Source organism: Pseudolysinimonas sp. (assembly GCF_057350545.1).
This window is the reverse complement of sequence record NZ_JBMRCP010000105.1, coordinates 36,314-50,380: the sequence shown is the minus strand read 5'-3', so window position 1 is coordinate 50,380 and position 14,067 is coordinate 36,314. Positions and strand designations below refer to the sequence as shown.

Below are 14,067 nucleotides of genomic sequence, written 5' to 3'. Positions count from 1 at the left end.
GTCGACGTCGCGATGGCGAGCGACCTCGTGCCGCAGCGCGAGCAGGCGGGGCGATGGATGACGACGTACAACCTCGCCGCCACCCTCTCGACCGCGCTCGCCCCGGTGTTCGGCGCGGGCCTGCTCGCGATCGCGTCGGCGGGCGAGCCCAACTACACGCTGCTCTTTCTCGTCGGCGCGGGCGTCTCGCTCGCGTGCGGCGTCGCGACATCGCGCATCAAGGGAGTGCGATGACCGACGCCACCACTGACGCCACCGCCACGCTCGTCGAAGCGCTCACGCTCGACGAGAAGGCGCTGCTCGTCGAGGGGGTGGATGCCTGGCGCACCAACGCGATCCCGCGGCTCGGCATCCGGTCGCTCTTCCTCACCGACGGGCCGCACGGGGTGCGCCGGGTGCGCGAGGCGGCGGGCGGCTTCGCGATCGGCGACAACGAGCACTCGACGGCGTTCCCGACGGCGGCGAGCGTCGCCACCTCGTGGAACCCCGAGAACGCGTACCGGATGGCGGAGGCGATCGGGCGCGAGGCGCGCGACGCGGGGGTGGATGTCGTGCTCGCCCCCGGCATCAACCTCAAGCGCAGCCCGCTGTGCGGTCGCAACTTCGAGTACTACTCCGAAGATCCGCTCGTGTCCGGCGTCTTCGGAAGCGCCTTCGTGCGCGGCCTGCAGTCGGTCGGCGTCGGGGCGTCGGTGAAGCACTTCGCCGCCAACTCGAACGAGAACTACCGGTTCGTCGGCGACAGCCTCGTGGATGAGCGCGCCCTGCGTGAGCTCTACCTGCGGGCGTTCGAGCGGGTCGTCACCGAGGCCGAGCCGTGGACGGTGATGTGCGCCTACAACAAGATCAACGGCGTTCTCGCGTCGGAGAACCGCGAGCTGCTCACGACGGTCCTGCGCGACGAGTGGCTGTTCGACGGCGTCGTCATGACCGACTGGGGTGCGACGCGCGACCGGGTCGCCGGCGTCGCCGCGGGATGCGACCTCGACATGCCGGGGCAGGTCGAGCACAACCGTCGCACGCTCGTCGCGGCCGTCACATCGGGGGAGTTGCTGGTCGACGACCTCGACACGTCGGTCGAGCGGATGCTGCGCCTCGTCGATCGCGTCGGTGCGGCCCCGGAGGTGGCGCCCCACGATCCCGAGGCGCACGCCGAGCTCGCCCGTCGCATCGCGACCGAGGGGGCGGTGCTGCTCACCAACGACGGCACGCTGCCGCTGGCGCCCGACGCCGAGCTGCTCGTCGCGGGGGAGCTGTTCGAGAACCTGCGGTTCCAGGGGGCGGGGTCGTGGCTCATCAACCCCACCTCGGTCCTGTCGGTGCGGGACGCCTTCGACCGCCGCGGCATCGCGTACCGCTACGGCGTCGACGCAGCCACGGCGGACGACACCGTGCTGCTGTTCCTCGGGCTCACCGACTTCGAAGAGAGCGAGGGCTTCGACCGCGAGCACCTCCGCCTCGACGACGCGCAGCTCGCGCTCGCGTCCTCCGTCATCGCGACCGGTGCCCGCGTCGTCGTCGTGCTGTTCGCCGGGGCGCCGGTCGAGTTGCCGTTCGCCGACGACGTGGCCGCCATCCTGCACCTCGGACTGCCCGGCATGCGCGGGGGCGACGCCGCCGCCGACCTGCTGTTCGGCGACGCGACGCCCTCGGGGAAGCTCACCGAGAGCTGGCCGCTGGATGCCGACAGCTCGAGCGCCGCCGCCGACTACAACCGCAGCGAGCTCGCGCTCTACGCCGAGTCGATCTACGTCGGCTACCGGTACTACGACAAGGCCGGCACGGCGCTGCGGTTCCCGTTCGGCCACGGGCTCTCGTACACGACTTTCGCTTACTGCAACATGGCCGTAACCCTCGACGACGGTGTGGTGCGGGTGCGCGCGACCATTACGAACAGAGGGGCGCGCGACGGCACCGAGGTGGTGCAGCTCTACGTGCGCAACAACCGGGATGGCGTGTTCAAGGCCGACAAGGAGCTGCGGTCGTTCGCGCGGGTCTTCGTGCCCGCGGGAGGGGAGGCCGTCGTCGAGCTGGACTTCGCGCTCGACGACCTCGCGTACTGGAACGTCGCGCGGCACGACTGGGTGCTCGAGAACGGCGACTACGAGGTGCTGGTCGCGGCGTCGGCGGCCGACATCCGGCTGTCTGCTCCGCTGCGCGTGACGTCGGGCACCGCCCCGCGCTCGCCGTACCCGGCGGCCGTCGAGGAGGCGTATGCGACGCCGCCCGTCGGCATCCCCGCCGCCTTCCCCGCGCTGCTCGGCCGCGACATCCCGACCCTGCCGGCGCGTCGTCGCCTCACGCTCGAGACCCGGCTCACCGACGCCCGCCGCACCCTCGTCGGCCGGCTCGTCGGTGACGCGATCATCGGCGCCATGAGGCGTGACCACCTCGCCGCGCTGCGACTGCCCGCCTCGCTCGACCGCGACGCCAAGGTGAAGAACAGCTACTTCGTGATGCGCATGATGCCGTCCGCCTCGCTGCGGTCGCTCGCCATGTCGTCGGCCGGGGCGTTCCCGTACGAGGTCGCCGAAGGGCTCGCCGACATCGCCACCGGGCATCCGATCCGGGGCCTGCGCCGCATCCTCTCGCGCCCGAAGAAGGAGCGCGCGTGAAGATCTCAGCGCTCACTCTCGACGGGCTCGCCGAGGGGCTCGTCACGGATGCCCCGCCGCGGATCGGGTTCGCGCTCTCGTCCGACGTCTCCGGGGAGGCTCTCGCGTCGGCCCGCATCTCGTCGGGGGACTGGGCGGTCGAGACCGACGATCAGATCACGACGCGGTTCGGCGGCACCGTGGCGCCGTTCACCGAGTACCCCGTCACGGTCGTCGCCACCGGACGCTCGGGCGAGACGGCGACCGCGGAGGCGTCGTTCCGCACCGGGCGGCTCGACACCCCGTGGGTCGCGCGGTGGATCACCGATGCGACGATCGACTTTCCGAAGAACGCGTCGCCCGCGCCGATGCTCGCGCGTCGCTCCTTCTCGACGAGCAAGGGCGTGACGCGGGCCTGGCTCGAAGCCACCGCGCTCGGCATCTACGAGCTCGAGCTCAACGGATCGAAGGTGGGCGACGCCTACTTCGCGCCCGGACTCACCTCCTACGAGCACCAGCTGCAGTACCAGACGCACGACGTGACCTCGCTGCTGGCGGCGGGCGACAACGAGCTGCGGGTCGTCGTCGGCGGCGGCTGGGCGGTCGGGTCGTTCACCTATCGCCGCACGAGCCGGATCGCCGCCGACCGGCAGGCGTTCCTCTGCGAGCTGCACGTCGAGTACGACGACGGATCGGTCGAGCTCCTCCCGACCGACGAGCGCTGGTCGGTCGCGAGCGGCGGCCGCTACCGGGCGGCGGAGTGGTACGACGGCGAGACCTACGACGCGACGATCGACGAGGATGCCCTCGCCTGGCGCCCCGCCGCCCTCACGACCCCGCGCGGCACGCCCGAGATCCTCGCCGACTACGGCGCCCCCGTGCGGGCGCAGCAGGAGCTCACCCCGATCTCCCACACGGTCGCCCCGAGCGGCGAGGTCGTCTACGACTTCGGGCAGAACTTCGCGGGCGTCGTGCGGGCGCGGCTGCGGGGGGTCTCCGGGCAGGAAGTGGTGTTCCGCCACGCCGAGGTGCTCGTCGACGGTGAGCTCTTCGTGAAGTCGCTCCGCACCGCAAAGGCGACGGCGACCTACGTGTGCCGCGACGGCGACCAGGAGTACTCGCCGCGGCTCACCTACATGGGCTTCCGCTACGTCGGCGTCACCGGCATCGAGCCCGCCGACCTCGAGCTGACGGCCTACGTGCTGCACTCCGACCTGCCCGAGACCGGCCGCTTCGAGAGCTCGAACCCGTTGCTCAACAAGCTGGATGACGCCATCCGATGGGGCGGGCGCTCGAACTTCGTCGACATCCCGACCGACTGCCCGCAGCGCGACGAGCGCCAGGGTTGGACGGGCGACATCGCCGTGTTCGCGTCCACTGCGGCGTACCAGTTCGACATGAGCCGGTTCCTCGACAAGTGGCTGCGCGACCTGAGCGCCGAGCAGAGCCGGAGCGGCGGCATCCCGATGGTGGTGCCGCGCGCGGGCGACAAGTGGCCCACGCTCGCGACCGCGTGCTGGGGCGACTCGTGCGTGCTCGTGCCGTGGGCGGAGTACCTCGCGCGCGGCGACGTCGAGCTGCTGCGGCGGCAGTACCCGACCATGAAGCGGTTCCTGCGCGCGGCGAAGCGGTGGGCGGGGCTGTTCTCGATCCGCCCGACGCGGCGCCTGATCTGGCGGTTCCCGTTCCACTTCGGCGACTGGGCCGCGCCCGAGGGCGGCGCGAAAGACTGGATCGCGAAGGGCAAGTGGATCGCCACCGCCTACTTCGCGAACTCCGCCGGCCTCATGTCTCGCATCGCGGCCCTGCTCGGCGAGGAGCGGGATGCGGCGTACTACGCCGACCTGCGGCAGCGCATCATCCACGCCTACCGGGCGGTGTTCACCGACGGCGAGGGGCGACTGAAGAAGGAGTTCCAGACGGCGTACGTGCTGCCGCTGCACTTCGGGATGACCTCGGGCGACGAGTCGACGGCGATGGCGAGCAACCTCTCCCGCCTGATCGACGAGAACGGCGGACACCTCGCCACCGGCTTCCCCGGCACCCCGTACCTGCTCTTCGCCCTCTCCGACCACGGCCGGCTCGACGAGGCGTACGACCTGCTGCTGCAGACCGACTGCCCGTCGTGGCTGTACATGATCACGTCGGGCGGCACGACCGTATGGGAGCGATGGGATGCGCTCCGCCCCGACGGCACCGTCAACACCGCCGACCTCGCCGGGTCCGGCGACGAGGAGGCCGGCGGGATGGTGTCGTTCAACCACTACGCCGCGGGGGCGGTCGGCGACTGGATGTACCGCCGCATCGCGGGTCTGGAGGCGACGTCGGGCGGATACCGCACCTTCCGCGTCGCCCCGAAGCCGGGTGGCGGGCTCACGTCGGCATCCGGGTCGGTGCTCACTCCCTACGGCCGCGCGTCGTCGTCCTGGACCCTCGACGGCGAGCGCTTCACGCTGCACGTCGAGGTGCCGGTGTCGACGACCGCGACGGTCGTGCTGCCCGACGGAACGGCCCACGAGGTCGCGAGCGGCCGTCACACCTTCTCGACCTGAGTGCGCGTCCCGCCCTCCCGCCAGGCGCGCAGGCGCGTCACGCTGTCGTGCAGGCCGGGCGCGTCGACGATCGCGATCGCCACGAGGAAGGCCGCGAAGGTGATCTGCGTCACGTACTGCGGAAGCCCGAGCATCGTCGTGAGCTGCCCGACGAACGCGACGGCGATCACCCCGAGCAGGATGCCGAGTGGATGCCCGCGCCCGCCCGACAGCGACAGCCCGCCGAGCAGGGCGGCGACGATGCCGAGGATGAGCAGCTGCGCACCCGGATCGGGGTTGGCTGACGAGTAGCTGTAGGCGAGGAGCACGCCGCCGAGCGCCGCGAGCGCACCCGAGGCTCCGAAGACGCCGACGACGAGCCGCGCCACCGGTACCCCGGCGACCCGGGCCGCGCGCCGGTCGCTCCCGATCGCCCGAAGCTCGCGCCCGAGACGGGTCGCGATCAGGATGCCCGCCGCGAGGAGGAACACGCCGAGCAGGATCAGGCTCCGCGGTGAGAGGAAGGCGAGCATCGTCGCGTCGATGCCGAGGGTGACCGCCGTGTTCGTGTAGGTGAGGCTCAGTCCTCCGGTGAGAGTGCTGGCGAGACCGAGTGTCGCGATGAGCGTGCCGAGGGTGACGGCGATCGACGGGGTGCGGGTCGCCGCGATCAGCAGCCCCTGGAGCAGCCCGATGCCGAGACCCGCCCCGACCCCGACGAGCAGACCGACGACGGCGTTCTCGGCTCCGAACGACACCGCGAGCACGCCGCCGAGGACGTGCACTCCGGTCACCGACAGGTCGAACTCGCCCGCGATCAGGGTGAGGCCGAGGGCGAGGGCGATGAAGCCGAACTGCGCGGCGCCCTGGAAGCCGTTGAAGACGTCGAAGATGCGCAGCCCTCGGCCCGAGACCAGCGGCAGCACCACGAACGCGAGCGTCACGACACCGAACGCGAGCAGCGGCACGAGCCGGTCGGGGCGGCGCAGGGAGCGGAGGTTCATCGGGTCGTCTCCCGTCGGCGGAGCTGCAGGGCGACGACGATCACGACCACGAGCAGTCCTTTCACGAGCAGCTGGGCCCCGGTGTCGAACCCGCGCAGGAGCAGCAGGTTGGTGATCGCCGAGATCGCGACGGCACCGAACATCGCACCGAGGGCCGTCCCGCGTCCGCCGGCGATCGCGATGCCCCCGACGAGCACGGCGGCGATCACGTCGAAGGTCAGGTTGCCGGCCAGCGAGATGTTGGCCTGCCGGTTGAAGGCGCCGAGGAAGGCGGCTCCGACGCCCGACATGACCCCGAACATCGTCCAGGCGAACACCGTCACCCGTGTCACGGGAAGGCCGGCGGCGACGGCGGCGCGCCGGTTCTCGCCGACGAGGGGCACCTGGCGCCCCAGCGTCGTGAACCTCAGGATGATCTCGTTGAGGATGCCGAGTGCGACGAGCACGAAGACCGCGAGGGGGATGCCGAGCGGGGTCGCGTTGAGGGCGGCGAAGCCCTGTCCGGTGGGCGCGACGATCCGTCCTCCGGTGAGCCAGGTCGAGAGGCCGACGAGCGCGAAGCTGACGGCGACGGTCAGCACGATCGGGTTGGCGCGCCACGCTCCGATCGCGAATCCCTGGGCGGCTCCGAGCAGCGCGCCGGCGACGACGGCGGCCAGGATGGCGGCGGGCAGTCCCCAGAGCTGGGTGGCGACGAAGACCATCGCCAGCAGCGAGACCGACTGCGAGGTCGCGAGGGAGCCGAGCGATCCGACGATCGTGATGTAGCCGGCCCCGATGGCGACGATGCCGATGCCGGTCGAGGCGCTGAGGATGGCCCGGGCGTTGTCCCAGGTCAGGTACCGCTCGGTCGTCGCGGCGAGGGCGATCGCGGCGATCGCCAGCACGGCGACGACGGCGATCCGGATCCAGCGGCTTCTCACGTCGGCTCCTCGTCGTGCGTGGTCTCCCGGACGATCACCGACGTGGCCGGCGGCGGGGCGTGGTGCGCGATCGTCTCGCCGTCGCGCATCGTCACGAGTTCGTCCGCGAGCTCGCGCAGCTCCTCGGTCTCGGTAGAGGTGAAGACGACGATGAGCCCGTCGGCGGCGGCGGCCCGCAGCAGGTCGTGGATCGCGGCTCGACCGCCGACGTCCACTCCGCGGGTCGGCTCGTCGACGAGGAGCAGGTGCGCGCCGGCATCCAGAGTCCGCCCCAGGAAGACCTTCTGCTGGTTGCCGCCGCTCAGCGCGCGGACGGTCGCGTCGACCCGCGCGGCGACGCCGGCCGACTCCCGCAACCGTGCGGCTTCCACCCGCTCCCGCGTCAGCGAGCGGAACCCCGCGACACCGAGGGCCGCGAGCCGGGTGGCGATGAGGTTGAGGCCGACGGGCTTGTCGAGGAAGAGCCCCTCCTCCTTGCGGTCGTTCGACACGAACGCGATCCCCGCGCGTGCGGCACGCCGCGGATCGCCGAGAGGGACGCGGCGTCCGTGCAGCCGCACCCGGCCGGTCGCGGAGGGATGGAGGCCGGCCAGAGCGCGCAATACGTCGGAGGTGCCTGATCCGACCTGTCCGGCGAGGCCGTAGATCCGGCCGGGGTGAGCGTCGATCGAGAAGCTGCGGAGCAGGCCGGGCACGCCGAGGTCGTGGACGGTCAGCGCATGTTCGGCCGAGTCGTCGAAGGGAACCGTCGTCGTCGTGGACGGGAGCTGCTCGCCGAGCATCTGCTCGATGAGCGCATCGACCGTCAGGTCGGCAGCAGGGGTGCTCGCGACGAGCTCGCCGTCGCGCAGCACGGTGACGGTCGCGCAGAGGTTCAGCACCTCGCGCAAGCGGTGGGAGACGAAGACGACGGCGCAGCCGGTGGCGGCGACGCGACGGACGCCCTCGTACACCAGCTCACTCTCGGCGTCGTTGAGGGTGGCCGTGGGCTCGTCGAGCACGACGAGGCGCGGGCTCTGCCCGAGGGCGCGCGCGATCTCGACGAGCTGTCGCTCGCCGATGCTCAGCGACGACAGGAGCGCCGCGGGGTCGCGATGACCGAGGCCGACGCTCGCGAGCAGCTCGCGGCTGCGACGGCGCACGCGGGCGGGGGAGACGAGCACCCCGGCGGCGGGATCACCGAGCACGAGGTTCTCGGCGATCGTCAGGTCGGGGACGACACTGAGCTCCTGGTCGACGAGCGCGATCCCGGCGCGCTGCGCCTGGCGGCGCGAGCGGAGCCGCACCGTCTCGCCCGCGATCTCGATCTCGCCCACGTCGGGCTGGAGCTGACCCGACAGCATCTTGATGACCGTGCTCTTGCCGGCGCCGTTGTGGCCGCACAGCGCACGGATCTCGCCGGGATGCAGCTCCAGGCTGACGCCCTTCACGACCTCGATGCCGGCGAAGCTCTTGCGCAGGCCGGTGATCCGGATCAGCGGGTCGCCGATCCGGACCACCGGGTTCAGGTGTTCGTCGTTCAACTGAAGGTGCACTGCTCCGCGAAGTCGCCGACGTTCTCCGAGGTGATGCGGTCCGAGGGGACCGTGACGACCCGCTCCGGGTCCTCACCGCGCAGGAACGACAGCGTGTAGTCGACCATCTCGTTCGCGAGCGTGATCGGGTCCTCGGTCGCCGAGCCGTAGAGCTCGCCGGCCTGGATCGACGCGATGCCCGTCGCGAAGCAGTTGCTGCCCGTGACGATCAGACCGTCGGCGCCGACCGAGACCCCGGCCTGCTTGGCCGCCTCGATGATCGGGATGGCCATGTAGTCGGCCATACCGTAGGCGGCATCCACGCCATCGGCGCCGAACTTGGCGAAGAGCGACGTGGCGATGGTGCCCGACAGCGTCGGATCCCAGTTGCCGTCCTCCTCGGCGATGACCTCGAAGCCGGTGCCTTCGAGCGTGTCGTAGAACCCGGTGAGGCGGTCCTGGGTCACGAGCATCGAGGCGGTGCCCTTGATCACGATGACCGTGCCCTCGGTCTTGCCCTGTGCTTCGAGGCCCTCGATGATGTTCTCCGCCGCGAAGCGCCCGAGGGCCTCGCTGTCGGAGAGCACCTGACGCACGCCCGGGTCATCGGCCACGGCCGGGTCCGGCGGGCCGTCGTACACGATGACCGGGATGCCGGCCTGCACGGCCTTCTGGATGGGGGCGACCATGGCGGCCGTGTCGAGCAGGGCGACGACGATCGCGTCGGGCTGCTCCGAGATCGCCTGGTTGAACGCCTGCACCTGGGCGCCGGCATCCATCGACGAGCTGTCGGTGATGCTGACGCCTTCGGCCTCGAGCGCGGGGAGGTAGACCGCGTTGAACGCGGCGCCCCAGGGGTTGACGTCGCCGTAGCCGATGAAGGCGATCTTGGTGCCGTCGGCGCTGCCGTCACCGCCGGTGTCGCCGTCGGTTCCGCCCGGGGAACAGGCGGCGAGCAGGGCGAGCCCGGTCGCGGCGGCGAACGACGCGAGGACGCGCCGTCGAAGGGTGCGTGCCATGTTTCTCTCCTTTGAAAACGTGACTCTGGTGGGTGGGGGTGGTGGTCGGCTTACGCGTGCGGGTCCGACCCCTCCAAGAGACGGCGTAGTTCCGTCTTGGAGAACTTGCCGGAGCCCGTCTTCGGGAGCTCGGGCAGGAAGAAGATGTCCTCGGGCAGCCACCACTTGGCGACGAGCGGGCGCAGGTGCTCGCGCACCGCCTCGGAGGTGAGCTGCGCGTCGGCGCGACCGACGACGTAGGCGACGGGGCGCTCGGCCCACGTCTCGTCGGGCCGACCGATCACCGCCGCCTCTTCGACGTCGGGGTGGCTCATGATGGCGTTCTCGAGGTCGACCGACGAGATCCACTCGCCGCCCGACTTGATGATGTCCTTGGCCCGGTCGACGATCCTCAGGTAGCCGACGGGATCGAGCGTGCCGAGGTCGCCCGAACGCAGCCAGCCGTCGGCGGTCATGCCCTCGTGCTCGCGGCGGTAGTAGCCCGAAGCCACCCAGGGTCCGGCGACCTGCACCTCGCCGACCGATTCGCCGTCCCAGGCGAGTTCGATGCCGTCGTCGTCGACGAGACGCAGCTGCACGAGCGGCACGGGCCGACCCTGCAGCGCACGCAGCTGCCGCTGCCGATCCTCCGACGACTGGGCCTCGGCGGCTCGCACACCGCCGATCACCGCGACCGGGGAGATCTCGGTCATCCCCCAGGAGTGCGTGATCGGCACGCCGGCACGCTCGCGCCAGATCTCGGAGAGCGCCGACGGCGTCGCCGACCCACCGCTCATCACCATGCGGAGACTCGACAGGTCGAAGTCGCCCAGGTGCGGCGCGGCGAAGTTCCAGACCGTGGTCGCGGCCGCGGCCATCGTCACGCCGTGCCGCTCGACGAGCGCGAGCAGGTCGCGCGGCCCCGTGGATCGAGCCGGGAGCACCAGGTCAGCGCCCGCGAGCAGCGCGGCGTACGGCAGCCCCCAGGCGTTCACATGGAACATCGGCACGATGGGCATCACGACATCGGCCTCGCGGATGCCGAGGCTGTCGACCCCGAGCTGGCCGAGCGAGTGGAGCACGGTCGAGCGGTGCGAGTAGACGACGCCCTTCGGCGCGCCGGTCGTGCCCGACGTGTAGCACAGGCCGGAGGCGCGGTTCTCGTCGTCGATCTCGAAACGGCCCGGGCGCGGCGCCGTCGCGGCGAGCAGCTCCTCGTAGTCGAGGAACTGCGGCCCAGCCGGAAGCTCGGCGCCCGAGCCGTCGTCGATCACGATCCAGTGGCGCACCGTCGGCACGCGTCCGACGACGTCGGCGAGCAGCGGGGCGAGGCCGCGATCGACGAGCACGACCTCGTCGCCGGCGTGGTCGATGACGTAGGCGAGGTGGTCGGGCGTGAGGCGCATGTTGATGGTGTGCAGCACGCGGCCGGTGAGCGGCGCCGCGTAGTAGACCTCGAGATGCGCCTGGCTGTTCATGGCGAGCGTGCCGATCCGAGCATCCTCGGTGGCGCCCAGCTCGTCGAGCGCCGCGGCGAGCCGACGCACCCGCGGCGCCCACTCGCGCACCGTCGTGACGCGGTCGCCGTCGCGGTCGGCGGTGATGATCCGGGCGTCGCCGAACATCTGCTCGGCGCGGTGGAAGACGTGTGCGAGCGTGAGCGGCCGGTGCTGCATCTGGCCGATCACGTGCGCTCCTTCAGGTACTGATGCACCCGGATCGCGAGCAGCAGCGTCGCGGCCTGGTCGCCGTCGAGCGCGTCCGAGGGCAGATACGGGTTCAGCTCGCTCATCCGGTACTTGACGGTGTTCGGGTGGAGCCCGAGTGCGGTGGCCATCTGGCCGACGCGACCGCCCCGACTCAGGTAGGCCTCGAGCGTGGGGAGGGCCCACCGGCGCGACAGGATCGCGCCGAACGGCTCGAGCGCCGTGTCGGCGAACCGCAGGGCCGCGGCCCGGTCGCGCAGCAAGGCGAGCACGGGGGCGAGCGCGCTGTAGTCGTAGATGCGGCCGGTCGTGGTGCCGAGGGTCGGTCCGGCATTGAGCGCCTCGGTGGCCTCGGCGTAGCTGATGCGCGTCTCCGCCGTCGAGGTGGCCCGGTTGCCGACGCCGATCGCGAGCACTCGGCCGTCGTCGGGAAGGCTCGCGAGCCGCTCCCGGAGAACGGTCCGCGGCAGCGTGCCGAAGATGACCGCGACGAGACTGGAGTGCCGCACCGTCCACAGGCGTGCTCCGGCGTGACGCTCGAGCATCGTGCCCAGGGTCTCGAGGCGAGCGAGGGTCGCGCCCTCTTCGACCTGCGCGACGATCACGCAGTGCGGCTCGGCGAGGTCGGCCAGTGCGCGGTGCTGTTCGGCCGTCGGGCCGGCGAGGATGACGTTGAGCAGGCTCGACCGGCGGTGCTCGCGCTCCCGGGTGAGGTGCGCGACCTCGTCGAGGTACGCCGCGGCGACCGCGGTGGTCATGCGATCGGCGAAGGCGAGGGCGCCCGTTGCGAGCTGCCCCATGGCGCTGTCGAGCGAGCTGCGCTTCCACGCCGACGAGGCGATGAGCTGGGTCCACATGACGCGGATACCGACGCGGTACGCCCGCAGGAGCGGCTCGAGTCCGACCCCCTGCACGGCACGCCGGCGCGACCCCTCCGTCACCGGCGCGATGTCGTCGTCGCTCAGTCCCTCGCCGCTGACCATGACATCGAGCCAGAGCCCGACGACCGCGACCGAGACGGATCGGGCATCCGCGACGAGCGAGCTGTCGAACATCTCGTAGTAGCCGGGGATCTCCGCGCGCTGCGCCGCGATCATGCGATCGGCGATCTGGTCGACATCGGCTCTCAGTTCCTGGGCGACGGTGGCGAGCACCGCGGCGGTCTCGGGAGGGAGTTCACCCCAGGGAGCGCGTGACGGTTCCGTCGTGTCGCTCACCGGACTTCCTCGTCCTTCTGAATCGGATTGCTGCACACGCTATTTGTCTCGAATTGCACACGCATCGGCTTCCTCCGCCAACTTCGGGGACTGATTCCGTCCATTTGGGACGAATCTAGGCGCCAACGGTGCAGACGCGACAACGCCCGGGACCCGAAGGCCCCGGGCGTCGTTCGAACGGAGCTAGGCGCCGAGCCGGATGCGCTCGATGCGCCCCTGCCGACTCTCGGTCTCGTCGGGCTGGAAGCTGTTCGCGGTCGACATCAGCAGCGTGCGGCCGTCGTCGCCGCCGAGGATGCAGTCGACCGCGAGGCGGCCGTCGAGCTCGATCCGCTCGATCTCCTCGCCCCCCTCGCGCACGTGCAGGAACCGTCCGTCGACGATCGACGACACCCAGATGGAGTCGTCGGCCGCGCGGCAGATGCCGTCGGGCGTCGACCCCTCGGGGAGCGTCGCCCAGATGCGGCGGTTCTCGAGGGCGCCCGAGTCGCCGAGGTCGAACGCCGTCAGTCGCGCGCCCCAGGTCTCGGCGACGACGAGGGTGCCGTCTCCGAGGATGACCATCCCGTTTGGGAAGACGAGGTCGTCGGCGAGCACGGCCACCGTACCGTCGGGCTCGATGCCGATGAGCGGCCCGGGCGCCTGCTCGCCGCCTCCGTAGAGGTCGTAGCCGAATCCGCCGACGATGATGCGGCCGCTCGGATCGATGACGAGGTCGTTCGTCGGATACGGCGTGACCGCCGAGAGGTCGGCGTGCACCTCGACCTCGCCCCCGGGCCGGCGCCGCAGCACGAGGCGGTCGAGCATCGAGCTGATCACGAGCGTGCCGTCGGCGAGCCAGTCGAGACCGGACAGCCGCGCGTCGACCGTGAACTCCTGACGCAGGTCGGCGGTCTCCGGGTCGGCCGAGTAGAGCGTGCCGGTGTGCATGTCGCTGAACCACAGGCGCCCGTCGTGCCAGCGGCATCCCTCGGGGAAGCGCAGGCCGTCGAACACCACCTCGCGGCGGGCCACGTCAGAGCTGCTTCGGGTCGGCGCCGACCTGGGCGAAGACCATCGTCGCGGGGGCGTCGCTGCGGTTCTCCCAGGCATGCCGCGTGCCGCGCTGCACGACGACGGTGCCGGGCGTGATGCGCGCCTCGCGGCCGTCGTCGAGCACGAGCCACAGCTCGCCGCTCAGGCAGATGCCGTAGTCGATCGAGTCGGTCGTGTGAAACGGCGTGCCGTCTTCGAACACGCCCAGGAGACCCGGCAAGAGCGCCTCGGCCTCGGCGGGATCGCCGCCGTCGCCGTGTGATGCCGTGCCCCCCGGCGCCCAGGTCACGCCGACCAGCCGGGTGCCGTCCGGCCCCGGGAAGTAGGGACGCACCTCGCCGTCGGGAAGCGACGATCCGGCTTCGGTGGCCCACATCGGGTAGAAGGTGAAGCCGGCGAGCGCCGCGGATTCCACCGGCGCTGCCGGCTCGTCGCTGACGAACTCCGACGAGCCGTCGTCTCGGATGCCGGTGACGATGCGACGAATCTCCATGGCGAAGCGCTCCATTCCTCCCCGCGACCCTGCGGGGCAGCACCAGGCTAGC

Annotated in this window: 10 protein-coding genes and 1 pseudogene; 3 read left to right on the top strand and 8 right to left on the bottom strand. The window is 71.3% G+C overall.

Translation table 11 applies throughout. The annotated features are described in order from the left end of the window. The 3 genes and pseudogenes from ACO1X9_RS14785 to ACO1X9_RS14775 form a co-directional block, all read left to right on the top strand. A pseudogene (locus tag ACO1X9_RS14785) lies at positions 1-234 on the top strand (MFS transporter); the annotation flags it as partial. Then, entirely contained in the window at positions 231-2,615 is a 2,385-nt protein-coding gene (locus ACO1X9_RS14780) for a glycoside hydrolase family 3 N-terminal domain-containing protein (RefSeq protein ID WP_486351613.1), read from the top strand. The pseudogene ACO1X9_RS14785 and the gene ACO1X9_RS14780, both read left to right, overlap by 4 nt. Then, positions 2,612-5,146, top strand: coding sequence for a family 78 glycoside hydrolase catalytic domain (locus ACO1X9_RS14775; protein WP_486351612.1), 2,535 nt, complete (start codon positions 2,612-2,614; stop codon positions 5,144-5,146). Before ACO1X9_RS14780 ends, ACO1X9_RS14775 begins: the two co-directional genes overlap by 4 nt. On the opposite strand, the gene ACO1X9_RS14770 is transcribed toward ACO1X9_RS14775, so the two are convergent. From ACO1X9_RS14770 to ACO1X9_RS14735, 8 genes are all read right to left on the bottom strand, one after another. Beyond that, positions 5,128-6,129, bottom strand: coding sequence for an ABC transporter permease (locus ACO1X9_RS14770; protein ID WP_486351611.1), 1,002 nt, complete (start codon positions 6,127-6,129; stop codon positions 5,128-5,130). The two genes, ACO1X9_RS14775 and ACO1X9_RS14770, sit on opposite strands and share 19 nt — an antisense overlap. Next, a complete protein-coding gene (locus ACO1X9_RS14765; protein ID WP_486351610.1) occupies positions 6,126-7,052 on the bottom strand; it encodes an ABC transporter permease in 927 nt (308 codons plus the stop codon). The genes ACO1X9_RS14770 and ACO1X9_RS14765 overlap by 4 nt, the downstream gene beginning before the upstream one ends. Beyond that, positions 7,049-8,551 (bottom strand): sugar ABC transporter ATP-binding protein, encoded by a 1,503-nt coding sequence (locus ACO1X9_RS14760; RefSeq protein WP_486351609.1) that lies wholly within the window; start codon positions 8,549-8,551, stop codon positions 7,049-7,051. The genes ACO1X9_RS14765 and ACO1X9_RS14760 overlap by 4 nt, the downstream gene beginning before the upstream one ends. Positions 8,552-8,571: 20 nt before the next feature. Beyond that, the gene (locus ACO1X9_RS14755; RefSeq protein WP_486351608.1) at positions 8,572-9,585 is read right to left on the bottom strand and encodes a sugar ABC transporter substrate-binding protein; all 1,014 of its coding nucleotides are present in this window, start codon (positions 9,583-9,585) and stop codon (positions 8,572-8,574) included. A 50-nt stretch (positions 9,586-9,635) separates the two neighbouring features. After that, positions 9,636-11,252, bottom strand: a complete 1,617-nt coding sequence (locus tag ACO1X9_RS14750; RefSeq protein WP_486351607.1) for a long-chain fatty acid--CoA ligase — start codon at positions 11,250-11,252, stop codon at positions 9,636-9,638. Continuing rightward, positions 11,249-12,487 carry a PucR family transcriptional regulator gene (locus ACO1X9_RS14745; protein WP_486351606.1) on the bottom strand — a complete coding sequence of 413 codons (1,239 nt, stop codon included), beginning with the start codon at positions 12,485-12,487 and terminating at the stop codon, positions 11,249-11,251. Before ACO1X9_RS14745 ends, ACO1X9_RS14750 begins: the two co-directional genes overlap by 4 nt. 183 nt (positions 12,488-12,670) lie before the next feature. Next, on the bottom strand, positions 12,671-13,501 hold the full coding sequence (locus tag ACO1X9_RS14740; RefSeq protein ID WP_486351605.1) for an SMP-30/gluconolactonase/LRE family protein: 831 nt from the start codon (positions 13,499-13,501) through the stop codon (positions 12,671-12,673). A gap of 1 nt (position 13,502) precedes the next feature. Then, positions 13,503-14,015: a cupin domain-containing protein gene (locus tag ACO1X9_RS14735; RefSeq protein WP_486351604.1), complete on the bottom strand. Its 513-nt coding sequence runs from the start codon at positions 14,013-14,015 to the stop codon at positions 13,503-13,505. Between the last annotated feature and the right edge of the window lie 52 nt (positions 14,016-14,067).